Origin of the sequence: Persicimonas caeni, from assembly GCF_006517175.1 — a bacterium.
In the GTDB taxonomy this organism is placed as follows: Bacteria; Myxococcota_A; Bradymonadia; order Bradymonadales; family Bradymonadaceae; genus Persicimonas; species Persicimonas caeni.
Window position 1 is genome coordinate 2526895 of record NZ_CP041186.1, and the last position, 23482, is coordinate 2550376.

General features: G+C 62.9%; 20 protein-coding genes. 7 read left to right on the plus strand and 13 right to left on the minus strand.

Going from position 1 to position 23482, the window contains the following annotated elements; all coding sequences use genetic code 11:
• Nucleotides 1–57: 57 nt before the first annotated feature.
• Nucleotides 58–2154 carry a hypothetical protein gene (locus tag FIV42_RS09340; protein ID WP_141197419.1) on the minus strand — a complete coding sequence of 699 codons (2097 nt, stop codon included), beginning with the start codon at nucleotides 2152–2154 and terminating at the stop codon, nucleotides 58–60.
• A gap of 279 nt (nucleotides 2155–2433) precedes the next feature.
• On the opposite strand from FIV42_RS09340, the gene FIV42_RS09345 reads away from it, so the two are divergent.
• The 5 genes from FIV42_RS09345 to FIV42_RS09365 all read left to right on the plus strand — a co-directional run bounded on the left by FIV42_RS09345 (nucleotide 2434) and on the right by FIV42_RS09365 (nucleotide 7757).
• Nucleotides 2434–3108, plus strand: a complete 675-nt coding sequence (locus tag FIV42_RS09345; protein ID WP_141197420.1) for an SOS response-associated peptidase — start codon at nucleotides 2434–2436, stop codon at nucleotides 3106–3108.
• 7 nt (nucleotides 3109–3115) lie between these two features.
• The gene (locus FIV42_RS09350; protein ID WP_168210522.1) at nucleotides 3116–4342 is read left to right on the plus strand and encodes a sensor histidine kinase; all 1227 of its coding nucleotides are present in this window, start codon (nucleotides 3116–3118) and stop codon (nucleotides 4340–4342) included.
• Between the two features lie 96 nt (nucleotides 4343–4438).
• Entirely contained in the window at nucleotides 4439–6052 is a 1614-nt protein-coding gene (locus tag FIV42_RS09355; protein ID WP_141197422.1) for a sensor histidine kinase, read from the plus strand.
• Nucleotides 6049–6501, plus strand: coding sequence for a response regulator (locus tag FIV42_RS09360; protein WP_141197423.1), 453 nt, complete (start codon nucleotides 6049–6051; stop codon nucleotides 6499–6501). The genes FIV42_RS09355 and FIV42_RS09360 overlap by 4 nt, the downstream gene beginning before the upstream one ends.
• Nucleotides 6502–6515: 14 nt before the next feature.
• Entirely contained in the window at nucleotides 6516–7757 is a 1242-nt protein-coding gene (locus FIV42_RS09365; RefSeq protein ID WP_141197424.1) for a sensor histidine kinase, read from the plus strand.
• A gap of 13 nt (nucleotides 7758–7770) precedes the next feature.
• On the opposite strand, the gene FIV42_RS09370 is transcribed toward FIV42_RS09365, so the two are convergent.
• Both FIV42_RS09370 and FIV42_RS09375 read right to left on the minus strand, forming a co-directional pair.
• Entirely contained in the window at nucleotides 7771–9642 is a 1872-nt protein-coding gene (locus tag FIV42_RS09370) for a hypothetical protein (RefSeq protein WP_141197425.1), read from the minus strand.
• 113 nt (nucleotides 9643–9755) lie between these two features.
• Nucleotides 9756–12260, minus strand: coding sequence for a DNA gyrase/topoisomerase IV subunit A (locus FIV42_RS09375; RefSeq protein ID WP_222615423.1), 2505 nt, complete (start codon nucleotides 12258–12260; stop codon nucleotides 9756–9758).
• 218 nt (nucleotides 12261–12478) lie between these two features.
• Between FIV42_RS09375 and FIV42_RS30085 the strand changes: the two genes are divergently transcribed.
• Together FIV42_RS30085 and FIV42_RS09385 are read left to right on the plus strand one after the other, a co-directional pair.
• Nucleotides 12479–12952: a hypothetical protein gene (locus FIV42_RS30085; protein WP_168210523.1), complete on the plus strand. Its 474-nt coding sequence runs from the start codon at nucleotides 12479–12481 to the stop codon at nucleotides 12950–12952.
• A 295-nt stretch (nucleotides 12953–13247) separates the two neighbouring features.
• Entirely contained in the window at nucleotides 13248–13898 is a 651-nt protein-coding gene (locus tag FIV42_RS09385; RefSeq protein ID WP_141197427.1) for a DUF6483 family protein, read from the plus strand.
• Nucleotides 13899–13977: 79 nt separating this feature from the next.
• On the opposite strand, the gene FIV42_RS09390 is transcribed toward FIV42_RS09385, so the two are convergent.
• From FIV42_RS09390 to FIV42_RS09435, 10 genes are all read right to left on the minus strand, one after another.
• On the minus strand, nucleotides 13978–14850 hold the full coding sequence (locus FIV42_RS09390; protein ID WP_141197428.1) for a class II glutamine amidotransferase: 873 nt from the start codon (nucleotides 14848–14850) through the stop codon (nucleotides 13978–13980).
• Between the two features lie 400 nt (nucleotides 14851–15250).
• Nucleotides 15251–16108, minus strand: a complete 858-nt coding sequence (locus FIV42_RS09395) for an SDR family oxidoreductase (RefSeq protein ID WP_141197429.1) — start codon at nucleotides 16106–16108, stop codon at nucleotides 15251–15253.
• Nucleotides 16109–16126: 18 nt separating this feature from the next.
• Nucleotides 16127–16756: an NAD(P)-dependent oxidoreductase gene (locus FIV42_RS09400; protein ID WP_141197430.1), complete on the minus strand. Its 630-nt coding sequence runs from the start codon at nucleotides 16754–16756 to the stop codon at nucleotides 16127–16129.
• A 189-nt stretch (nucleotides 16757–16945) separates the two neighbouring features.
• On the minus strand, nucleotides 16946–17512 hold the full coding sequence (locus tag FIV42_RS09405) for a TetR/AcrR family transcriptional regulator (protein ID WP_141197431.1): 567 nt from the start codon (nucleotides 17510–17512) through the stop codon (nucleotides 16946–16948).
• Nucleotides 17513–17924: 412 nt separating this feature from the next.
• Nucleotides 17925–19445, minus strand: coding sequence for a D-alanyl-D-alanine carboxypeptidase/D-alanyl-D-alanine endopeptidase (gene dacB, locus FIV42_RS09410; protein ID WP_141197432.1), 1521 nt, complete (start codon nucleotides 19443–19445; stop codon nucleotides 17925–17927).
• A 33-nt stretch (nucleotides 19446–19478) separates the two neighbouring features.
• A complete protein-coding gene (locus tag FIV42_RS09415; RefSeq protein ID WP_141197433.1) occupies nucleotides 19479–19919 on the minus strand; it encodes an anti-sigma factor family protein in 441 nt (146 codons plus the stop codon).
• Nucleotides 19919–20524 carry an RNA polymerase sigma factor gene (locus tag FIV42_RS09420; RefSeq protein ID WP_141197434.1) on the minus strand — a complete coding sequence of 202 codons (606 nt, stop codon included), beginning with the start codon at nucleotides 20522–20524 and terminating at the stop codon, nucleotides 19919–19921. Before FIV42_RS09420 ends, FIV42_RS09415 begins: the two co-directional genes overlap by 1 nt.
• Before the next feature lie 78 nt (nucleotides 20525–20602).
• The gene (locus tag FIV42_RS09425; protein ID WP_141197435.1) at nucleotides 20603–20782 is read right to left on the minus strand and encodes a hypothetical protein; all 180 of its coding nucleotides are present in this window, start codon (nucleotides 20780–20782) and stop codon (nucleotides 20603–20605) included.
• Between the two features lie 94 nt (nucleotides 20783–20876).
• Nucleotides 20877–22034 carry a hypothetical protein gene (locus FIV42_RS09430; protein WP_141197436.1) on the minus strand — a complete coding sequence of 386 codons (1158 nt, stop codon included), beginning with the start codon at nucleotides 22032–22034 and terminating at the stop codon, nucleotides 20877–20879.
• Nucleotides 22035–22119: 85 nt separating this feature from the next.
• Entirely contained in the window at nucleotides 22120–23358 is a 1239-nt protein-coding gene (locus FIV42_RS09435) for a hypothetical protein (protein ID WP_141197437.1), read from the minus strand.
• Between the last annotated feature and the right edge of the window lie 124 nt (nucleotides 23359–23482).

The window sequence follows — 23482 nt, forward strand, 5'->3', positions numbered from 1 at the left end:
GCCAGTGTAATTGATGACGGCTGTCGCGGCAAAGCACCGCATGGTGAATTCTCAGTACTACGCCTTGATGGCGTGTGCGTTCAGGTGCTTGCTCCGCAAGCTGTCCGCCTCGGCTCGATTCTCGTCGTCGGATACGGCGACTGCCCGCTTGAAATTATCGATAAAATCTCGATCGTCGGGCGACCAGAGCACGTAATTATCGACCGTGCCTTGTCGCATGGTGACACCGAGGACTCCGTCGATGCCGGTCATGTCCTCTTTGCTCATCTCGAGAGTGGGGCCGTTGACGTCGACGAAGCGGTCGACATCGGCGCCGAGATCGTCGGCTCGGTTCATCAACCCTTCTACGGTCACCTCGCCGCTGGCCAGTTGTTGTTGCAACTCGAGCCCCGACTTGCCGAGCGCCTTTGCGAGTCCATGAAGATCTGTGATGGTCACGCCAATATTGGCGTCGATCTCCGATCGGCCGACCCTTAGCGTCATATCGACATCGTAGGTGACTCGAATCGGCTGCTCGGCGCCGACCGGCGTATAGAACCCCACGGTCGCCTTCGGCTCGGCGGCGAGGTTGATGCCGACCGTCGGACCGTAGACCTCTTTGAACCCCTGGGGAATCTCGGGGGGAAGCTTTTCGAACATCTCGTCGAGGAGTGGATGGCCGACTTTCGAGCTCTCCAGCCACGGTCGAGCCAGGTCGTCGCCGATCTGCAGGCTTGGACTCTTCGCTTCGAACTTCAGCCCCACCGACGCGGTCTTTCCGTAGTACTTCTGCCCATCGATCGTGGTTAAGCTCGCGGTGCCCTCGATGCCGACCTTCGCGCCGACGTCGAAAACCTCGACATCGAGATCGTCGGCGAAGCTACCCTCCGCCTCGCTCACATCGATATCGGTCGACGGTGTCTTGCGAAGCAGAGCGGCGAAGTTGCCATGAGGCGCCGTGGCCATCTGCGCGGCGCGCTCGGCGGCGCCCGGGCCAGATACTTCGACGACGATCTTCCCACCGAGTTCGACCTCATTGTCGCCGGTTGCTCCCTCACCGGCTGCCTCTACGCCCCCTCCCACTCCAACTGTTCCCTTCAGCGAAACTTCGACCTCGTATCGATCTGCGTCCAGCCGAGTGACACTCGACTCGACGCTGGCTCCTACAACTCCGCCGACTTTGGCGTGTGCCGACACCTCGAGTCCGCGTTGAATGACGTAGCTGTTGCCGACCTCGAGCGCCTCAATCTCGGGTTGCACGTCATTTGGGTCGAGGTCCTCGACGAGCATGCGCACCTTGTCGGGATGATCGATCAGGTCCTGGGCAAGTCCCGGAGCGCCCTTGGCACCACGCGCGAGGCCCAGCATGGCCGTACGCGAGAAGGATATCGCGAGGCCTACCGGGTCCAAACCCGCCTGCTTAAATGCATATGCTGCACGCTCGTTGTCGAGTACCTGCTCGACGAATTCGCCGGCGCCTTCGATCAGCTCACGATGCTCGACGATCGTGTCGGCACCCGTCAGAACCATGCCGACGAGGGCATGCTTGGCATTCTCCGAGAGCGTCTCGGGCAGGCTCTTCAGCGGCTCGTAGACATCCTGCTCGACCGTTTCGAGCATCTCCCGTCCCAAGTTGACGGTACCGTCGAAGACGCGTTCGGCCGCCTCGTAGACTGCCTCTTCGGGCTGGCTCTCGAGGAAAGCTTCGACCTCGTCGGCCAATTTAGCACCCTGGTTCTCGAGGGTGCGATACAACTCCTCGCCGCCGGCGACGACGTCTTTGGGAACCTCGCCCATCTCGTGCAGCGCCTCGTGGGCGAGGTCGAGGACCTGCTCGAGCTCTTCGGCCGTCTCGACGGCGAAGTCGCTCGCCTCGTCGACCTCGTCCATCACCGAACGCTCGACCTCGTCGACGGCCTGCTGCGCCGCGCCGCTGACGCCGTCCCAGAATTCCTCGGCGGCCTCGCCAATATCCTCCTCGGCGTCGCCCACCGCGTCCTCGATCTGCTTCTGAGCGTCACCGATCGCATCACCGATCTGCTCGCCAGCGTCACCGACCGCGTCCTCGACTGACTTCTTGGCGTCGCTGGCCGCGCCTTCGAGCGTATCGAGCGCGCCATCGAACATATCAAAGCCCCATCGACTCGAATCGCCGCCATCAATTTTGTCTGCCATTTTCTCGCCTCGTGATAGAAGTACCCTCCTATTACGGTTATCGGCAGAAGAGGCGATTTCGTTGCGTGTTCGGCATATATTTTTTTGTACGCCCACACACAAACCCCCACTAAACACTTGACAATGCAGACCTTTCTCTCGCACAATCCTTCGTGCCACTCAGGCCAATCTCTAAAAGCCAGCTAAAGCAAGTGGGGTCCCACTCGAAACTCGCTTCACCTAGCGAGGCCCGGCGCCTATGATGGCCGCCGATGATGCATTTCTTGCCGAGAATTGCCTATGTGCGGACGATTTACACTTTCTACGCCGCCCGATCAGATCGCCAAATTATTCGATGCGCCCGAGGTGCCGTCGATGGAAGCGCGCTATAACATCGCGCCCACGCAGGATGTGCCGGTGTGCCGTCGGCCCAATCCCGATGCCCCGCGCCAAATCGATCTGCTGCGTTGGGGGTTGGTGCCGTTTTGGGCCGACGACCTCAAGATCGGCAACCGGATGATCAACGCCCGCTCGGAGACGGCCTCCTCGAAGCCGGCATACCGAGCCGCGTTCAAGAAGCGACGCTGCTTGATCCCGGCGACGGGTTTCTTCGAGTGGAAAAAAGAAGGCGGAGGCAAGCAGCCTTACCTGTTTCGACGCGAGGACGGGGCCCCGTTCGCCTTCGCCGGCCTGTGGGAGCATTGGAGCGACGACGAGACCGGCGAGGTCGCCGAGACCTTCACCATCTTGACCTGTGCGGCCAACGAACTGGTCGCCCCGGTGCACAAACGCATGCCCGTCGTGCTGCGGCCGGACGATTTCGAGTTCTGGCTCGATCCCACCAACGTCGACGTCTCGGCGCTCGACGAGTTGGTCGGCCCCTGGGCTCCGGAGGGATTCGAGGCGTACCGGGTCAGTCGCGACGTCAACAGTCCCCGCAATGACAACCCCTCGCTGGTCGAACCACTGCAGTAGACATCTGATGCATAATCCGAAGCAACTCTTGCCCGTCGCCGTCTCGGCGTCCAAATCGCTGGAGCGCTCGCTACGTGCGATCGTCAATGGCTTGGACATTGCCGGGGGCGCGCTTTACCTCGTCGACCGCAACAACGAGCTCAAACGCATCGTCGCCTCGGCGAACTACCCAGAACCGCTTCCCAACGAAGCATATCTGCTCGAAATGGTCGCCGCAGACCAAATCGAGCTCATCGCCGACGCGCATGCTCACCCCAAATTGTGCGAGCACCCGTGGGTCTGCGAGTCGCCTCGCTGGCGCAGCTTGGCCGTGGCCCCGCTGAAACTGGCGCGAGCCCAAGCACCGTTTGGCTATCTACTCATCGCCGATGACCAGCCCCAGCGCTTCGACGCATCGACCCAGACTGTCCTCGAAGACGTGGCTCATCTGGTCACCGAGCGCCTCGAGTTGCAGCTGTCCCAGGCCGAAGTCGCCGGCGAAATGGATCGTATGATCACCATTGGCATCCTCGCTGCCGGCGTCGCCCACGAGATCAACAACCCACTGTCCTTCGTTGGCGGCAACCTGCAATTTGCCCTGCGCCTGCTCGATAGCGAGTTCGATCGAGACGACCTGCCCTCGGCGGTCTCCGAGAGCCTGTCCGACATCAACGAAGCGCTGCGAGACGCGCTCGAAGGGAGCCGACGTGTACGCAACGTGGTCCGAGATCTTCGCCGATTGGCCGGCGGAAACGGCACCGACGACTACACCATCGAGCCGGTCGACGTGCTCGAGTCGCTCAAGAGTTCGCTGAGTATCGCGCGCAAACATATCGAACAGCGCGCCAAGCTCGTCGAACAGCTCACCCATACCCCCATGGTCATGGGCAATGATTCGAAGCTCGGCCAGGTCTTCTTGAACCTGCTCATCAATGCCGCTCAAGCCATCCCCCGCGATAATACGGGGGACAATGAAGTGCGCGTGCGCACCTACGAGCGCGATGGGGATGTGGTGATCAGCATCACCGACACCGGAACGGGCATCACCGAAGAGGCGCTCGAGCATATCTTTACGCCCTTTTTCACGACCAAACCGACCAACGAGGGCACCGGGCTGGGCTTGGCGATCTCGCACAATATCGTGCGCAATCTCAGCGGCGACATCGAGGTCGAGACCGCTCTGGACGAGGGCACGACCTTTCGGGTGGTCCTGCCAAGCGTCGACAAGGTCGTCCAACAAATGCCTCGAACCTGAGGCCCGAACGCGAGCGAGGCTGTCCGGAGTGCTTCGCGGCTTTTTAGTCGCTTAAAAAAGTGTTAAATTGAGCGCTGGTCTCTTGCCCCCGGAACCATGCAGCGCTCCAACCGGTATCATCTTCTCGAGAATGCGCCGACCCAGGCGTTCCAGCGGAGCACGCGCCTCATTTTACGCCTGCTCGACGTGACCGGCGTGGCGATCTTTTTGACCGGTCTCGATGGCGACTGGAGGCTTGTCTTTCTTTCGGGGTGCCCTCGCAGCCAGGCTGCCGACATCGAGCCGTGGCTCTCCGCACTACCTGACGACGAGCCGTGGGTACTGAGCGACTCGTCGAACGCCCCCCTCTCTGCCGAACGCGCAAGCACTCCGCCGCCGTTTCTGGCCAGTGCCCCGCTTACTTGCCCGGAAGACGGCGCCAACTTGGGTTATCTGGTGGTGACCGGAACGAACTCGAGCCTCGGCGAACAAAGCCGGCAGACACGTCAGAACCTGCGAGACTGCGCAGATATGATCGTCGAGCAACTCGAACTGCGGCTCCAGGTGCGGCAAGCCGACATGGATGTTCGACAACTCGAACAATACACCACCCAGCTCACCGAGAGTGAGCGACGCTTCGAGACGCTGGTCAACCTGCTCCCACTGTTCATCGTGGTCAAGGATTACGACGGCCACATGTTGCTCTCCAACAAAGCACACGCCGAGTCGTATGGAAGCACGCCGGAAGAGATGGTCGGACGCCACTTCTTCGAGTTTCTCACACCTCGCGAGATTGCCGAGGCGGTCCTCGAAGCCGACCGCAGGGTCATCGACACCGGCGAAACGCTGCGCGCCATTCGTGAAGTCGATAACAACGGCTCGCAGTTCATTTTCGACGTGATGAAGATCAAGTACGACAACTGGGAGCCGGGGGTCGACGCCGTGCTCGGTGTGGTTACCGACGTCACCGAGCTCAAGGAGCGCGAGCGTGAATTGGCCGACCAGAGCCGAGAGCTCGAACATCTGGTCGAGGAGCTCAGCCGCTCGAACCGCCAGCTCGAACAATTCGCCTACGTGGCTTCGCACGACCTGCAAGAGCCGCTGCGCATGGTCACGAGCTTTTTGACGTTGCTGGACGAGGAGTACGGTGGCCAGCTCGACGCCGATGCCGACGAGTATATCGGCTACGCCGTCGATGGGGCGCGGCGCATGAAGGCGATGATCAACGATTTGCTCGAATACTCGCGGGTCCGCCGCAGCGACGAGCCGTTCACCGACGTCGACCTGGATGCGCTCGTCGAGACAGTCGGCGCCGATCTCCAAGCGGCGCATCCGGACGTGGCCGTCAGCTTGACCCACGACCTCCTGGCGGAAGTTCGCGGCCGTCGCGGCCAACTCGAGCGCCTCTTCACCAATCTGTTCTCCAACGCCGTCAAATACGCCGGCTCGGGCTCCCCGCACATCCACGTCAGCTGTACGCGCCTCGACGACGAGTGGCGTATCGCCGTGGAGGATAACGGAATCGGCATCCCCCCGGACCAGCACGAGCGCATCTTCGACGTGTTTGTGCGCGGCCGCACTACCCGCCAGACTCCGGGTACGGGCATCGGGTTGGCTATCTGTGCGACCATCGTCGAAGAGCATGACGGGCGTATCTGGGTCGAGTCGGATTCAGCGCACGGCTCGACTTTTTACTTCACGTTGTCCCGTAACCACGCAGGAGCACCGTGATCGAGCAAGCAAAGCGCGCCGGCCCTATCTGCGTCCTGCTCGTCGAGGACAACCCTGGCGATGTCCGGCTGACGCAAAAAGCCTTCGACAAAGCAAGCGTGCGCGCAGGTCTGCACGCCGTCGACAACGGCAAAGCGGCGCTCGACTTTTTGCACCGCCGCGGCGAATACGAGGGCGGCCCGGGAGCAGATCTCGTGTTGCTCGACCTCAAATTGGGGGATTGCGAGGGCACCGAACTCCTCGAGCAGATCAAGAAAGACCCCGCGCTCAAGGCGATTCCGGTGATCGTGCTGAGCAGTTCGGCCGCCCCGGAAGATATCGCCCGGGCCTACCAGCATCACGCCAACGCCTACATCACCAAACCGACCGACTTTCCGTCGCTCATCCAAGCCGTCCACTATCTGAACGACTTCTGGTTCGAACTCGCTTTGCTTCCTGCCCACTCGTGACGCATCACCCAACCATGACTTCTAGCCGTTCGCCACTCCCTACGCCTCCCGAAACGCTGCGCGTGTTGCTCGTCGAGGATAACCCCGGCGACGCGCGGCTCATCGAGCGAAGCCTTCAGAAATCGACGTACCGACTCTTGGAGTCGTCCGTCGAGCTCATCTGGAAGGAGAACCTGACCGACGCGCTGGAGTTTCTCGAGCAGGACAACGCCGTCGACGCCATCTTGCTCGATCTGGGCCTGCCCGAAAGCAACGGCCTGCAGACGCTGGATCGGATGGTCGACTATATGAGCCACTATCCGGTGATCGTATTGACCGGGCTCGACGCCCCCGAGATCGCCGTCTCGGCGGTACGCGCCGGCGCTCAGGACTACGTGCACAAGGACAAGCTCGTCGGCGAGCAGATTGCGCGCACGCTGCGCTACGCACTCGAACGCCAGCGCGCTCAGCGCGAGCTGCAATTGCGCATGACCGAAGTGGACCGTGTGATCAACCTGGGTCTGCTCGCCGCGGGCACCGCCCACCAGGTCAACAACCCGCTGGCCTACGTGACCAGCAATGTCGAGTACGCGCTGAGCCTCTTGAGAAAGACTCATGTGTCGACACTCGACGAGCCGTTGGCGACCCATTACCCCGAGGTTATCGACGCCCTGCAGGATGCCCTCGATGGGAGCCGACGAGTGCGAGACGTGGCCCGAGATTTACGCAAACTCGCAGGGGGAACGCCGGAGATGAACAGCAGCACGTCCATCAACCTGGACGTGGCACCGGTGCTAAGGAGTTCGACCAAGCTCGCGCGCAAGCATATCGTCGAATATGCCCGGCTCGTCGAGGAGATCGACGCCAACCTGCCCCACGTGATCGCCAGCGAGCCGAAGCTGGGCCAAGTCTTCCTCAACGTGCTCATCAACGCCGCACAGGCGCTCGACCAAAGCACCTGCGACGATCCCGAAGTGCGGGTGCGAGCCTATGCAGACGACGTCTCGGTGGTCGTCGAGGTCTCCGACACAGGGTGTGGGATTCCTCCCGAGAATCGCGCGCATATCTTCGAGCCGTTTTTTACGACCAAGCAAAGCGAGGAGGGCCTCGGTTTGGGCCTGACCATCGCGCACAAGATCGTGACGAGCATGGAAGGTCGTATCGAGGTCGACTCGAAGGTGGGAGTGGGAACCAGCGTGCGCGTCATCTTGCCGACGAGTGAGGCCGTCTTGAGCGAAGACGCCCTCTACGAGCCGACGGACGTGATGGATTGGTGAATGGCTCGAGAGTTCAAGCCGGCTGGGGAAGCCAAATCACAAACCCATTCTCCAGCAAGCTGGCAAGACTCTCCGGATCGACGTCGATGACCCATTCGCGTCGAAGCTCGCCCTCTTCGATAGCGTCGAAGATGCGCGCGGCGCCGCGCCCCACGACCGCGAGCCGAAGCTCGCCGCGCATGAAGATGCGGGCCATTTCGATCTCCTCGGCGTCGGCCTGGGCCAGCCCGGGATCATTGGTGACCTGAGCGACGACCATCGGCGAGAAGACTTCGCGGCTGAGCGTGGCGTTGAGACGTGTGCGCCCGGGCCGAAGGGCGTACTCGTCGAGGCTGCCGGGCAGGCACGCAAACAACTCGGCGTCGCGATCCTTCTTGGGAGGCGCCATCGCCCACGCCTCGAAGCGCGCCAACTCGGCGACCCGGCCGGGCACCTCGGTCGTGGCGAGCCAGTCGGCAAAGCGGTGGGCCAAACGCCCGTGCGAGGCGAACTCATCGGAGAGCGCGAACGCTTCGACCCGCTCGCTCAAGTCTTCGTCGAGTTGGTCGGCAGCCATCGGCACGGCCTGACTGACCCCCTCCTCGAGCAGTCCGTGTCCGGCCTGGACGAAGCGCTCGGGCTCGCACCAGGTGTAGCCGAGCGAAGGCACCGCCTCGGCGACCTCGTCGGGGAAGAGGTGGCGCACCCGGTCGAACTCGAGAAGAAGGTCGAGCACGACGTCGCCGGAGAAGTCGCTCAGCTGAGCCTGCTCGTCGACGTGGTGGACGTGGTGAGCCGCCTGCTCGAGGGTCGGCATCAGCCGCTCCTCGGCCTCGCGCAACGTCTGGGTGCCGTCTTCGAGCCAGCCCAACGCCAGGTAGAGCCGATAGGCGACGTCTTGAACGGCGCGCCTGCCGCGGTCGACCTCGAACTGGTCGGGATCGACGTCGAGATCGCCGCTGAGCAGCCGCTGTGTCGTCTTGGCCAAGTTGTTGGCGTAGCGCTCCAGCGAGCTGAAGTAGTCGACGCCGTCTTTGAGGAAGGTCTCCGCCCACACACCGAAGCTCCAGGCGGTCATGCGATTCCAGTGGCTGCGCATGTAGCCGATGGCGTCGCTCGACGCGTCGAGCCGGGCGCGCTCGACCGCGTGCACCTCGCCGGTGTCGATCTCGGCCAGGCACGCCTGCCACTCCTCGGCGAAATGGTCGAGCCCCTTGTCCGCCCAACGCACCGCCTGATCGCGGCGCTCGTCGCGCCAACTCTGAGGCTGCTTCCAATACGGCCGGGCGGCGTCCTCGCACGCCCCGCAGTACTCGCGGTAGAGCACCTCTCCCTGGTGTTCGTCGCAGCGCGGCCGAAAGATCTCGTCGAAGGCGTACCAGTGCACCACCGGCAACAGCTCGTTCATCCGCGCGCCCACATACATCTCGAAGCGGGTCATCTCCGGATGCCAGAAGAACTTGAGCGCGCCGTGCAACAGCTCGTGTGCGCGCCACTTGCGGCGATGGTTGGGGTTGAACGCCGGAAACGGCGCGTCTTGGAAAAACGAGAAGTACTTGGGCTCCTCGAGCACACCGTCTTGCCAGGTCGGCACGGTGCCCGCCTCCCAGACCGCCAGCTCGGGATGCTGGTCCTCGGGCATGGGCACGCGCTTGCGAAGCTCGTGGTGGAAAAAGGCGCGTCCGCCCTGGGCGGCCAGAAGCGAGGCACGCGCCGACAGCGGGGTGACGACCATGTCGAGCACCGGCGCGCCCATTCCCTCGAGCAGGTCGACCAACCCGTCGGGCTCGCCCGCAGCGGCCAGGTCGTCGCAGGCGTCGACAATGGCGTCCGGGGCGGGCAACCAGTCGCGCGGCGAGCCGGAGATGTCAGAGGCGGCGATGTCGGGAAAGTGCAATTTGGCCATGGCGCTCGGGGGTGGAGACAACATTTATTGAAAAATTAGTAGCGCGCGGCGAATAGGCCAATGATTTCAATTGTGGATGCGGAGCCGGGGCAAGTCCCGGCTCCGCAATAGGCCTACTCCTCTTCGGACCCATCATCCTCCTCACCCTTCTGAATCTCGACCGGCGGGCGGTACGAGCGGATGAGGTGGCCGCGCTTGATGACCCAGCGGCCTTTGTTGCCGCGGGAGGTGGGCTCGAATTTGGACTTCGAGCGGCTGATGATGATGTTGCGGCCGCGGTTGGTCTCGACCTCCAGGCCCTCGTAATAGCCGGTCGACAGGGTCCAATCGAGGACTTCGTCGTCGCCCTCCAGCCCGATCGTTTTGACGCCTTTGGCCGCGCCCTTGTACTGGCTGACCTCCCGGGAGTGGAAGGTGAGGCCGCGCCCCTCGCGCGAGGCGATGGTCACAAGCTCTTCCTCGTGACAGGTGCACTGCTCGACGTTGACGACCTCGTCCTTTTTGCTCAGGCGCATGAACATGCGACCCTTGACCGTCGACGGCTCGTCGAAGCCCTCGAGGGTGAAGCGTACGCCCTGACCCTGGCGGGTGATGGCGATCATCTGCGGCTCGCCGTCTTCGACCTCGCTGTCCTCGACCAGGCTGGGCTGGTCGGGCGCCACGCTCTGCAGGACGCGCTTGTCGATGGTGATCACGCCGACGATTTTCTCGCCGTCGTCGAAGTCGAAATAAGCCTGAACCGGGTCGCCGTAGCCCGTCGTCGACGGTACGTCGTCGATGCGCATCGTGTAGACGCGGCCCATATTCGAGAAGAAGAGCACGCATTCGGGCGTGCGGCCGGGCATGACCCAGCCGATCTCGTCGTTGTCGCGCACACGGATCGTGGACAGGTCGCTGTACGACTTCTGGCGCTTGAACCAGCCGTCTTTGGTGACCATCACCCACACGTCCTCATCGAGGATATAGTCGGCCTCGGAGTACTCGAGCTGAGCGACGTTGACGTCGACCTTGGTGCGACGCGGGTCGCTGTAGACATCGCGCAGAGCGACGAATTCGTTGCGGATGAACTCCCAGCGCTTCTCTTCGCTGAGGAGGAGCACCTGGATCTTTTCGGCCTCTTCGCGGCGCGCGGCCAGCTCTTCGCGGATATTCTCGATCTCGAGCTTGGCCAGCCGGTACAGCTTGGTCTCCAAGATGGCGTCGGCCTGGTCGGCGTCGATGCCAAAATAGTTCATGAGCTTGTCGGCGGCGTTCTTCTTGCTCTCCGAGGCGCGAATGAGCTCGATGGCCTTGTCGAGGTCGTTGAAGATGAGCTCGAAGGCCTCCAGGATGTGGATGCGCCCCAAGATCTTTTCGAGCTCGAACAAAAGCCGGCGCACCAGAACTTCCATGCGGAAGTCACGGAACTGGGCCAGCATCTGCTTGAGATCGAGCGTCGCCGGGGTGGGCACCGACGGGTTCTCCTCGCCGACTTCGAATTCACGCAGGAAATCGAGCAGGTCGATGACGCGGACCTTGCCCTCTTTGCGCTTGGTCCACGGCTCGACGGTCAGCTTCTCGACCATCTCGCGCAGCTCGGCGTTGGCCGTCAGCGGGTCGGTCTGCTCCTGGGGCACCAGGCAGGTGACGTTGACGTGGAAGCGATGCTCGAGCGGGGTGTGCTTGAACAGGTACGCCATCGCCGTTTCGGGGTCGGTGCCGCGCTTGAGCTCGAGCACCACGCGCACATCGGCGGTCGACTCGTCGCGCACGTCTTGGACCTGCGGCAAGTTGCCCTGGATGATGTGGTCGGCGATCTTTTCGACCAGCGTCGCCTTGTTGACCGTGTAGGGCAGCGACTTGATGATGATGAACTTTTTGTAGTCGCGCGACTCGACCTCCCAGGAGGCGCGCATGTTGATGGTGCCCGAGCCCTCTCGGTAGATCTCCTGGAGCTCTTCGACCGTGTTGAGCATCACCCCACCGGTCGGAAAATCGGGCCCCTTGATGTACTTGTCGACGAGGTCGTCGACCTCGAGCGAGGGGTCGTCGATCAGCGCGATGAGCGCGTCGAGACATTCGCCCAGGTTGTGCGGCGGGATATTGGTCGCCATACCGACCGCGATGCCCGTCGCCCCGTTGATCAGCAGGTTGGGCACCTGCGAGGGGAGCACGCCTGGCTCGGCCTCGGTGCCGTCGTAGTTGGGCCGGAAGTCGACGGTGCTCTTTTTGATCTCGTCGAGCAACTCCGACGACAGGTTGGTCAGCCGCGCCTCGGTGTAGCGCATCGCCGCGGCGCTGTCGCCGTCGAGCGAGCCGAAGTTGCCGTGGCCGTCGACCAGCGGATAGCGCACCGAGAAATCCTGCGCCATGCGCACCATCGCGTCGTAGATCGATTGGTCGCCGTGGGGGTGATATTTACCCATGACCTCACCGACGATACGCGCACTCTTCATGTGCTTGGCATCGTGGGTCAGCCGCAGGTTGCTGAACATCGCGTACAGGATGCGCCTCTGCACCGGCTTGAGCCCGTCGCGCACGTCGGGCAACGCGCGGCTGGTGATGACGCTCATCGCGTAGTTCAGGTAGCGCGCTTGCGCTGTTTCATGCAGCGGAATTTTTTCGATCTTGGCTGCCACGTCTTTTACTCCTTAGTTCCAACCGACAAATCCAAGCGTCAGTGGTGTATCACTGGATCTGTGCAAGCTCAACCACAGCAGGCCTTTGCGTCGATCCCGACACGATCAAAGTCGACTTCCACACGATCCCGAGACGCAACAGGTAGACGAACGGCCGCGGTGCGCCCACCTTTGAAGTAACGCAAGGGGTATTTCATTCCGGCCTGGGGAGGCCAACAATGCACAGGGGAAGCGCACCACGCGCTCGATTCGCTCGGTTCATGGTGCTGGCGCTCGTCGTCACGCTCGGGGCCGCCTGCGGCGAGGACACCGTCGAACCGCAGTCTGGGGACGCCGGGGCCGGCGATGCGCAGGACACGCCCAACGCGGTCCTCGACGCCAGCCTACCCCAGAGCGAGGTGGTCGCCACCGTCGCCGACGCCGGCGACGCCAACACCGACACCGACGACGCCGACGCCTACACCCTGCCCCCCAACAGTATCACGACTTGCAACGGCTTTTTCGAGTGCATCCAAACCTGCCCGCCCGACGTCGACTCGTGCGTGGGCGCCTGCCACGACGCGATGAACGAAGAGGCCGAATTCTTGGTGCGCCGGTTCATCGCCTGCGTCAACAGCTTCTCGTGCAGTGAGCCCGACTGCGTGCTGCGCAACTGCGGCCAAGAGGCCGAGGCGTGTTTTAAGGACGACTAATTGGGGCGCCTGCTTCGAGGGAGGGCGGCCTTGCAGAAGTTGGGGCGCCTGCTATTAAAGGCTAAGGCTATTAGAGGGTTGCGAGACTGTTACACCGGACGATACGCAACTCCTAGAGAGGTGGCCTTGCAGAAGTTGGGGCGCCTGCTATTAAGGAAATTAAGGATTTTGGGGCTGCGATTTGCGACGTATGGACGATTCGCAGCCCCTAAATCCTTAACTGCCCAAATAGAGGGAGCCCCGATCCCTGTAGACCTACGCCAGCCCTGTCTTTCTCCCCCACGCCCACACGAATATGGCCATCCGACAAGACTTCATCCTGCGCATGATCGAGCAGCTCGCCGAGGCCTTCGGCCGCATCTTTGCGGGCGACAAGGTCGACGACGAGCAAAAAGCCCTCTTCGAGATCGAGGGGGCGCTGGCGAAGACCTTTCGCACCCGGCGCGAGCTGCTGTTCATGAATCCCGAGGACAATATCGAGGAGTTCGACCCGCGTCTGTCGGCCGAAGTGGGTCGGATGTTCCTCGAGCACGCCCGCCTGTCCGCCTCCCAAGGCCAATCGAGCGCCTCGGAGCGCTCGTACGCTCTGGGCATCAAGTGTCTGCGCAACGCCATCGGTGAGGATCTGTCCCACAGCGACCAGACCTCGACCGATCTGATGCGCGAGCTTCTTCGGTCCCAGCGCATCACCACCGTGCTCAGCGCCGACGACATGGCCGAGACCTGGCGCGACATCTTCGAAGAAGAGGCACGCCTGCAACACTACCCCGCCGCCGAAGACGCGCTCTTCCACGCCATCGACCTGGCCGACGACCCCGCCGACCACGTACGCCGGGGCATCCGGTTCTTCGAAAATCTGCTCAAATTGCCCGATGAAGTGCTCGACGAGGCCGATCTGCCGCGTGTCGAGGTCGAGGAAGCTCTCGATGAGTTGCGCGAGGAGTAATCACCACAGGGTGCACGGGGAGCACGGAGGATAAGAATTTCGCCCTGTGCTCTCCGTGGCCCCGTGGTGAAATCGCCCTTTACGAGGCGCCGGCGACCACTGCGAGTTGCGGCTCGCGGTGCATGTGCAGCTGCATGCCGCGGTCGACGGCCACGATTTGGCCGGGGACCATCTCTTGCCAGACGTTGTCGCCGCTGAGGGGCTCGCTCGAGAAGATCATGTGGTTGACCTTTCCCGAGTTGACCGCCATCTCGCAGATTTTGGAGAAGCTTGGGCAGACGTCGCGCTCGGGGCAGCTCGTCTTGTGGGTGCTGTAGTAGAGTTGCTTGCCGCCCTGGTGGGCGGCCATGACCTGGCCGTTGGTCAGCAGGAACGACAGGTACAGGTCGTCTTTGCCCGTCGAGCCGTAGCAGTTATCGCCGGTAAGCTTGTGGATGGTGTCGATCGTCTCGTCGATCGCCTCGGTGACGTGGTCGACCGACGGGCCGCGCTCGCACAGCTCGAAGCGCTCGGACATATGCGACAGCAGCAGGTAGAAGAGCACCTCGCTGTCGGTGTCGCCGAGTACGAACCGGCGAAGCTCGGGCATGATTTGGTCGAGCAGCGCCTCGCGGTGGTCGCCGAAGTCCGGGATCTGGCCGTTGTGGGCAAAAATCCAGTTGCCATACTGGAACGGATGGCAGTTGACCATCGAGATGTGGCCGGTGGTCGCCTTGCGAAGGTGGGCGACGACGGTTTGTGAGCTCACGATGCCCGAGACACGCTGGAACAGGCTGTCTGCGACCGCCGTGCGCGCGCTCTTGATGACGTGCGGCACGTTGCGCACGTAATACGCCACGCCCCACCCGTCCGGGTGCCTCTCACTCTGGTGCACCAGCGCGTTCTCGCAATCCACCAGACTGCGGTGCACCTGACTCGCGATCACTGAGCGAAATCCAAATAGCCGACACATAGGTCCAACCTCTCGCGCACATACAGCGCGACCACTTTCAAAAAGCCGAAGCCGTTTCCAGTGGTGCTAAACGGCTGCCGCTGCCGAAGTATTCACTCGGCAGCGAACTCCCCCCAATGCTACCAGATAAATCCTACCATTCAACTAGGATATTAAACACGTGGTGGTGCAGGTGAATGGGGCGCCTCGATATCCAAAGGCCTTCTACATAAGCAATTAAGGACATAGGGGTTGCGAGTTGTGGTATTCCTCTTGTGCAGGTGAATGAGGCGCCTCGATATCCAAAGGCCTTCTACATAAGCAATTAAGGACATAGGGGTTGCGAGTTGTGATTTCCTTCCATCACGCAGCCCCTATGTCCTTAATTGCCTATTTAGATGGCGTCGCAACCCCGCAAGGCCTACCCCCTCGAAAAAGCCTCCCGATGATCCCCCACGAATTGCCGCATCGAAATGGGCGGCCGACCCAGCAGCCGTTCGAGATCGTTGGTCACCGTATCCGCCTTGCCCAGCCGGCATACCGTGTACAGCGCGGTCATCACGCCGACGAACGGCAGCGACATGCCGCGCTTTTTCATGCGCCAGGCAAACCGGATCGCCCCCGGCTTCGGGTAGGAGATCTTGCGGCCGAGCACCTCGCTAAAGATATCGGCCACCTGTCCGTAGCTGAGCGCCTCGGAGCCCGTCAGCGGATACGCTATATCGCGGTGAGCGTCGGGATCGGCCAAGGCCATCGCGGCGACCTCGCCGATGTCGCGCGCGTCGATAAAGCTCGTCTTGCCGTCGCCGGCAGGTACGAAGATCTCGTCGCGGTCGCGGATATCCTCGAGGTGCGTCGTGCTCAGGTTCTGCATGAAGAACGACGGGCGCAAAAACGTGTAGCTCATGGGTGACGGCACCAGCCAATCCTCGAGCTTTCGGTGCGGCACCACCGGGTTCTTCTCGGCGCCTAGCAGTGACAAGAGCACCACGTGCTCGACGCCGGCCTTCTGGGCGGCCTCGAGCGAGGGCAGCATGTCGCGCTCGATGTTGGAGATAGGCGGCGGGCGCATCAGAAACATGCGGTCGACGCCATCGTACGCCGCCGCCCAGGTCGAGGGGTCGGTGAAGTCGAAGACGACCGGCTCGACGCCGTCGGGAAGACGCTCGGCGTCGTCGAGGTCGCGTACGGCGGCGCGCACGGGCTCGCCGGACTCGACGAGCGCTTCGACGGTGGGTTGGCCGACGTTGCCGGTAGTGCCTGTGATGAGAATGGTCATTGTTGACTCCTCTTGTTGCTAATTCGTCACCATCGGCGCCTGACCAACCCACGTGTCGTCCTCGACCGAGTCGAGCATGAACGTGGCGAGGTCGGCGCGCGAGATCGTCGCCGACGGCCCGAGCTTCATGTAGCCCGCCTCGACCTTGCCGGTGCGCTCGCCGTCGGTCAGCCGCGGCGGTCGCACGATGACCCAGTCGAGTCCGCTCGCGCGCACCTTATCGGCGTGGTTCTGAGCGTCTTCGAGGATATGGCGCGCGAAGATTTTCATCAGCCCGAGCATGAACTTGCGTCCCAGTGAGGAGTAATCTTTGGGGTCGCTGACGCCGGCGCCCAAGAGCGTGACATAGCGGTCGACGCCATGCTCTTTCATCGCGGCGACGATGTGGTCGGCGGAGACCGTCAGCAGGTCCTTTTGTGAACTCGGCGTCTGCCCGAGCGCGCTGATGACGGCGTCGGCGCCTTCGACCGCCTTCGCGACGGCCTCGGCGTCCTGCGCGTCGCCTTGGACCACGCGCACGCTCTCGGGGTCGACGGTGAGCTTCGACGGGTCGCGCACAAAGGCAGTGACTTCGTATCCTCTCTCGAGCGCCTGCTCGACGACGTGTTTGCCGGTCTTTCCGGTGCTTCCAAAGATGGCGATACGCATGGGGTACCTCTCGGTGATGGCGGTGTGCCGTAATTAGACCAGTCTATATAATTTCGATGGTAAAAAAGTGAAGGAGTGAAGGAGCGAAAAAGTGAAGAAGCGAAAAAGCGAAAGAGTAAAAAGCGAAAGAGTAAAAAGCGAAAGAGTAAAAAGCGAAAAAGAAAGAGAGCGAAGGCGTTGCGTAATTGGTCAGCGAGCGAACTCGAGCAGTTCGCGCAGCTCGGCGCCGGCGCGCTGGAGTGGCTCGGTGCTCTTGTAGGTGCGGCTCAAGATGATCGCGCCTTCCATCGTGGCAAGGACCAGCGTCGAGAGGCGCTCGGCCCTGATGCTGTCGATGCCATCTTTGCGGATATACCGCTCGAAGGTGGCGCGCCACGACTCGTAGATCTCCTCGCAGGCGTTGTTCAGCCGCTCGTTTTGGCCGGCGGTTTCGGTCGCCACCGTCGTCAGCGGACCGCCGGCGCCAAAATTCGACGCTTCCATGGCCCGCGAGATGCCTTCGACTAACGCGGCGATGCCCTCGGCGGCCGTGTCGGCCTCCGACATCGCCCGGTCGATGCTCTTCTCGAGGCTGGCGCCCGACCGGCGAATCGCCTCCTCGCAGATCTCGTCCTTTCCGCCCGGGAAATAATAGTAGAGCGAACCTTTAGGCGCGCCCGACTCCTCGACGATCTGGTTGAGGCCCGTGGCGAAGTAGCCCTGCCGCTCGAGAAGGTCGCTGGTGGTGTCGATGATGTCGTCGCGTTTCTTGCTCATGCGGCGATTATAACGACTGGTCTATATATGGCAAGGATGAACGCCTTGCGGGGTTGCAACGCCCTCCCCAAGCTCCAGCGCAAACAGCGCGCTTGCGCATGGGGCTATCAAAAGGGTGGGTAACGCCCTTCGGGCTCGCAGTTCGTCGGCCCTGCACGATCTACCAAATGTTGTTATTGACGCGGTTTGCCAAGGAGATTCCGGTGGCGCAGGCCTTGCTCGAATCGAGGCCTACACCACCTGGAGCGCGTAGCGCGAAATCCCTCTTTGATAGCCCCATGCGAAGGGAGCGCGTAGCGCGACCGAAGCTTGGGGATGGCGCGACGAACCTGCAAGGCGAACGCCCTGAATTACGAGTGCAAGATGCCCTCGCACCGATGATTCACGAGGGCAAGATGCCCCCGCACCTATGTCATTCGTCGAACCCCGCGATCGCCTCGACGATGCGGTCTTGGACGGGGCGATAGCGCCACGCGCGTTTGGGAGGGTCGTTGAAGAGCACCGAGAACGCCACCAAGCGTCCCGACTCGGTGCGCAGGTAGCCCGAAAGCGCGGATACCTCGTTGAGGGTGCCGGTCTTGCCGCGCACGTTCGCGGTGGTTTGCTCGCCGGTCATGCGTCGCTCGAGGGTGCCGTCGACGCCGGCGACCGCCAGCGAGGTCATATACTCGGGGGCCCACTTGTGGCTGCTCATGTAGCGCAAGAGCTGCACGAATTGCTTGGGCGAGACGAGGTTACCGTCGTAGAGCCCGCTGCCGTTGTGGATGGTGACCGTGCTGGTGTCGATGCCGGCCTTCTTCAAAAAGGCAGTCGCCTCTTGGCGGGCGGCGTCCCAGGTCGACGCGGTTTGGTCGTCGCCGCCCAGGGTGCGCATGACCTGCTCGGCCATGAAATTGTTGCTCCACTTATTCATCGCCAACACAACGTAGGAGAGCGGCTGGGAGTTGTGGCTCACGACCACGTCGGCCCCGTCGGGCGCTTGGCCCGTCTTGACCTCGCCGTCGAACGCGATGCCGACCATCTCGAGAGAGTTGGCGAGCACCGATCCGGCGAAGGCCGGCGGGTTGTCGATGCGCTTTCGGCGGCTGCGATAGGGGCTAGCCTGTGTGCCGATCTTGCCGGTGATGACGAGCTTGGTGCCCTCCTCCGTTGGCACGGATTTGACGCCGATGCGCCGGCGGCGTCCCTCGTAGGTCGTCGCCTGATTGACGATCTCGACGTGCTCGTTGGGCGGATACATCCGCACCTCGGGCTTCTCACCCGCCTTGCCGGCGGGCTCGACGATGGCGGTCACCGCGTTGAAGTTGACCGACACCGCGCCGATGGGCGAGCGATACGAGGCGTCTTCGTTCTTCTGCTCGAAGCCCGGCGGCAGGTACGCCGCATTGAAGGCGGTGTCGTCGATGACGATGTCGCCCTCGATCTTCTCGATGCCCTTCTGGCGAAGCTGGCCGGCCCAGTCGAGCACGTCCTCGTGCAGCAAAAAGGCTTCGCCGTTGCCTTTGACGTACAACGAACCCTTGATGGTGCCGTCGTCGACCTCTTTGGCCATCAGCTTCGTGCCGAAGGTGTACTGCGGACCGAATTTGTCGAGCGCTGCGGCCGACGTGATCAGCTTCATATTACTCGCCGGGTTCATCGGCTCGTCGGCGCCCTGCGAGTGCAGGACCTGCCCGGTCGCCACATCGACGGCGTGGATGCCCACCTTGCCCGCGGTAACGTCGCTGCCTGCCAAGATCGCCTTGATCTGGCCGGCGAGCTTGGTCGCTTCGCGATCGAAGGCCGGATCGGCCTGCTGTTGTGCCTGCGGCGGCTGGCCGACCTGCGCTTCGGCGGTTTCGGCTTTGGCGGTGGGGGACTCTTGGGCGGCCAACGGAGTGGCCAGGCCCAAGACGAGGGCGAGGGTGAGGACGCGAAACAGGCTTTTGGTCATCGGTGTGTCGGTATTGGGTAGTTGGGGGGCGAATCAGTCCGTCTCCAGCTTCGGCGGGATATTCGCCTCGGCCGTCTTCATGTTGCGGTCTTTGGGCACGCCCATGAGCATCCAGGCGGCGGCCATCACCGCGATCATAACCACGGCGATAGCTTCGTAGGGCATCCGGGTGCTGTACAGAAAATTCTCTGCAAAGAAGCGCCCTTTGGAGCGCTTGCGGATGCGGCCCTGGACCTTGTCGACGAAGTCGGGTGGGGCAAACTCGAACGGCAGGCTCTGCACGCCGCCCATGATGTCGGCGAAGTCCTCGAAGTCGCGGCGCAACTCGGCGTCACGCTCGAGCTCGGCCTCGAACTCTTGGCGACGCTCGTCGGGCAGATCTCCTTCGAGAAATGCGATGAACAGAGCGTCTCGCTCATCGATCTCGGCAAGCTCGGGCTCCCCTCCCGGCGTCGATGTCGGGTGAACGTGCATTACGATGCCTCCTCAGACGGCCCCTCGGAACTATACCGGGACTCGACGTACTCTTTCAATGTCACCCGGGCGCGGTACAACCGACTCTTGACCGTCCCCTCGGCGATCTCGAGCACCTCGGCGATCTCGGTGTAGGTCATATCTTCGACGTCGCGCAGCACGATGACGGTGCGATGTTCCTCGGAAAGCGCCGCCAAGCCTTCCTTGATGATGCCATGCAGCTCGTTGCCGAGCGCCTTTTCGTCGGGGCGGAAGACTCCGCCGCCGAAGGGGTTGGAGTTGACCTTCGACTCGGGGGTGTCGTCGATGTCCTGGTGTTTTTTCTGCGAGCGACGGGCCAGATACTTCACCCGGTTTTTGGCGCGGTTGGTCGCGATTCGGTACAGCCAAGTCGAGAATTTCGACTCTCCCCGAAACGAGTCGATGTACTTGAAGACCGCCACGAACACCTCCTGGGCGACATCTTCGGCTTCCTGACGATCGCCCACGATGCGGTAGACGACGTTGAACACCTTGTGTTGATAGACGTTCACGAGCTCACTGAACGCATCTTCGTCGCGCCGTTTGAGCGCTCGAACGAGTTTTCGCTCGCGTCGCTTTCTCATCGAAATCCATCACCAGCAAAGACAATCGGCCACCGCCGTACTGTTACAGACAAGCCCCTGCGACAAAAGTTCCGCGGGTCACTCAGATTTTTCGTCGGACTCCGCTTCGCGGCGAGCGCTGCGCTGGCGATACTCTCGCCACAGCTTAAAGACGAGATAAACGAAGATGAGCGCACCGATGCCCAAGACGATCAGGCCGAATTCGAGGCTCAGTGGGGCTTCGCCCGGTCCCGGATTTACGGTGTAGTCAGGCTCCATGGAGGGATAATGCAGGGAGGAGGGGTCGGCGTAAAGTCGTGATACTGCGTACGTGCACGTGCTCATCCGTGAACGTGCACGTGCACGTGCATGTTCACGGGGTCGACGAGCCGCCCGCATCGAGGATTCGGGTCTCACCTGCGACTCGAATACCCAACGCGATTTCGAAGTCGCCCTCGGGCACGTCGACCCACAAAATGTGGGTGCCGGGGCCGCGGCGTCCACCGTCGCGCTCGAAGAGGCGCTCCGCGCCGTCGAAGCTCGCCAATTCGACGTGGACGTCGCGGCATCCCCCGTGCACCGAAATCTCCGCTTCGACGACATCACCAGGGCGCACCATCGAAAGGTCGTCGGTTGGCGCCAACGTGCGACCGTCGCGGCGAATCCAGTAGGTACGCGCTTCGACGGGCGACTCGCAGCCTCGCCCGGAGGCCGGCTCGAGGCGCACGGTGCGTTGGCCGCGCGACGCCGCGGCGATCCCGAACCGACGAAGCCGGCGTTCCTCGAAGCTCGCAAAAGCGCCCGAGGCGTACTCGACGCCGTCGACCGCGGTAGCGCGGACGTCCACCGGTAAGATCGACCGGGGAAGTGCGATACACTCGGTCAGGGTCTTTCCGATCTGCTGGACCGAAGTGGGCTTGGCCGTGGTCGCGCGGCCGAGCTCGGTGCGAGCGCTCCAGCGAATGCGCAGATGGTCGCCCTCGGGGTCACGCGCGGTGGCGCAGACCTCGACGCGGTCGGTGCGTCGGTGGGTGGTGAGTTCGGCGACGGTGGGCGCGAAATTGAGCGCCCCGTCAACCATGGGAACGTCCGAGGGCATTTGGCCGCAGCGGGCGACCAGCAAGAAGTGGTGGTCGGTGTTCGGGCCCAGAGGCACGCGCGTCGTCTGGGTGGCCGCGCAGCCGTCGAGCGGCTCGCCGTTTCCGCCGAGCGGCTGGGCGGTAGCGTAGTAGCAACCTGCGTCGAGGTCCCAGCGCTCGCGCCCGAAGAAGTGGCCGCGCACGAACTCGACCGGTTTGTGCTCGAAGCCGCTCAGCTTGTCGAGTGAAGCGGAGGTAAAACCGACGCGTCGGCTGGAGACGGGCTCGGGCGAATCGCAACGATAGACGTCGATCCGCACGCGGGCGACGTCGCGGTCGACCGGCACGGCCGCCGCCAAGTGCAGCCGCGCCTCGCCGACCGTCTCGCCGACGCGCTGAGCCGAACCTTCCGCATCGGCACAGCTCACCCCTGCCATGACGAATGCACTCATGAGCAGAATTGTTGCGGTCGTCCCCATTTGCGCCCGCATGGCCACCTCCCGCTAAGCTCGCTCCTCGCCTACGTCCAACTTCTGGTCATTGGTCGTCGGCCTCCTCACAGGCGGTGCGACCACCGGCAAACGAGTCGAGGAGCCTGTCGCCGTACGGACGCTCTTCGGCACGCTCGGCGGCCTCGAGCGGCGCGCCCAGGTGCAGGTCGGCGATGAACTTGCAGTCGGGGAGCACGTTCCACAAAAGGTGCGAGCCCTCGTCATAGCTACGGCTGAAGACCGACGCCTGCTCGGCGCGCGTCCTGCTTCCTTCTGATGTGCTGCCGGTATACGACGCGAAGGTGACCTGCGTGCCCGAGCAGCCCGGGGCGACGTCGAACTCGACGTCGACCATGTCGCCCTCGCGCACTCTGCTCAGGTCGTCGGTGGGCTCGAGCAGCCGTCCGTTGCGCGTGATCCAGTAGGTGATGTCGGTGATACGCCGTTGGGGATCGTCGGGGCACTTCGTCTGTGAGCAGTGGGCCTCGAGGGGAAAGCTGCGGGTGTCGCGAGAGTGGGCGATCACGCCGTAATTGCCCAGGTAGGCATCCTCGTAGGTGATATAGCGGCGGCCATCTTCGAGCTGGTCGCGCACCGTGACCTCGAAGTTCCACTTGCCCTTGCCGGGGGTGATCTCGACGCATTCAGTCAGCTGGCCGCGCCCTTCGGTGCGCTTGGGAGCAGGAAGGTGCAGCGCGTTGCCCTCCTCGGCGGTGACCGACCAGTGCATCGTCATGACGTCGCCGTCGCGGTCGCGCGCCGTGGCGCAGATCTCGACGGTGTCGCATACGTTGTCGGCCCCGTGGCGATCGATGCGCACGTCGGCGACTCTCGGAGCATGATTGGGCTGGCCGGCGACCTCGATGGCGCCTTCACCAGGCGTATCGCAACTCGACACCAGCGCAAAACGCTGGGATTGCCCCGGGTCGAGGAAGGTGCTCGGCGTGCGCACCTGCGAGCAGCTCTCGAGGGGCTCGCCTGCGCGGTCGACCGGCTGGGCGGTCACGTAGTAGCACCCCTCGGCGAGCCCCCAACTCATGTCGGCGAACCTGTGCTCGGCGCCCAGCTCGACCGACAGGTCGCCGAACGCGGCAAACTCCTCGAGGCTGGCCGCCTCGAAGGGCACGTCGACCTGCTCGGTGGGCTGGGTCTTGCCGCAGGCGTACAGCTCGACTCGCATCGCCCCGGCGCGCTCCCCGGCGGCGGCCCCCGCCGCCACGCTCAACCCCGTGTGACGCTCTTGGCCGAAGATTGTCGCCAAATTCAGGTCCATGCCATTGGCCACAAAGAAGACTCCGACCCCAAAGAATAAACCAAATGCAGAAAGCACCTTCCTGTCGATCATGTGATCCCCCGAGCAGGACCGCCCAAGGCGAGACGCCCCGCGGTCAGTTCCCCGATGTAGACAC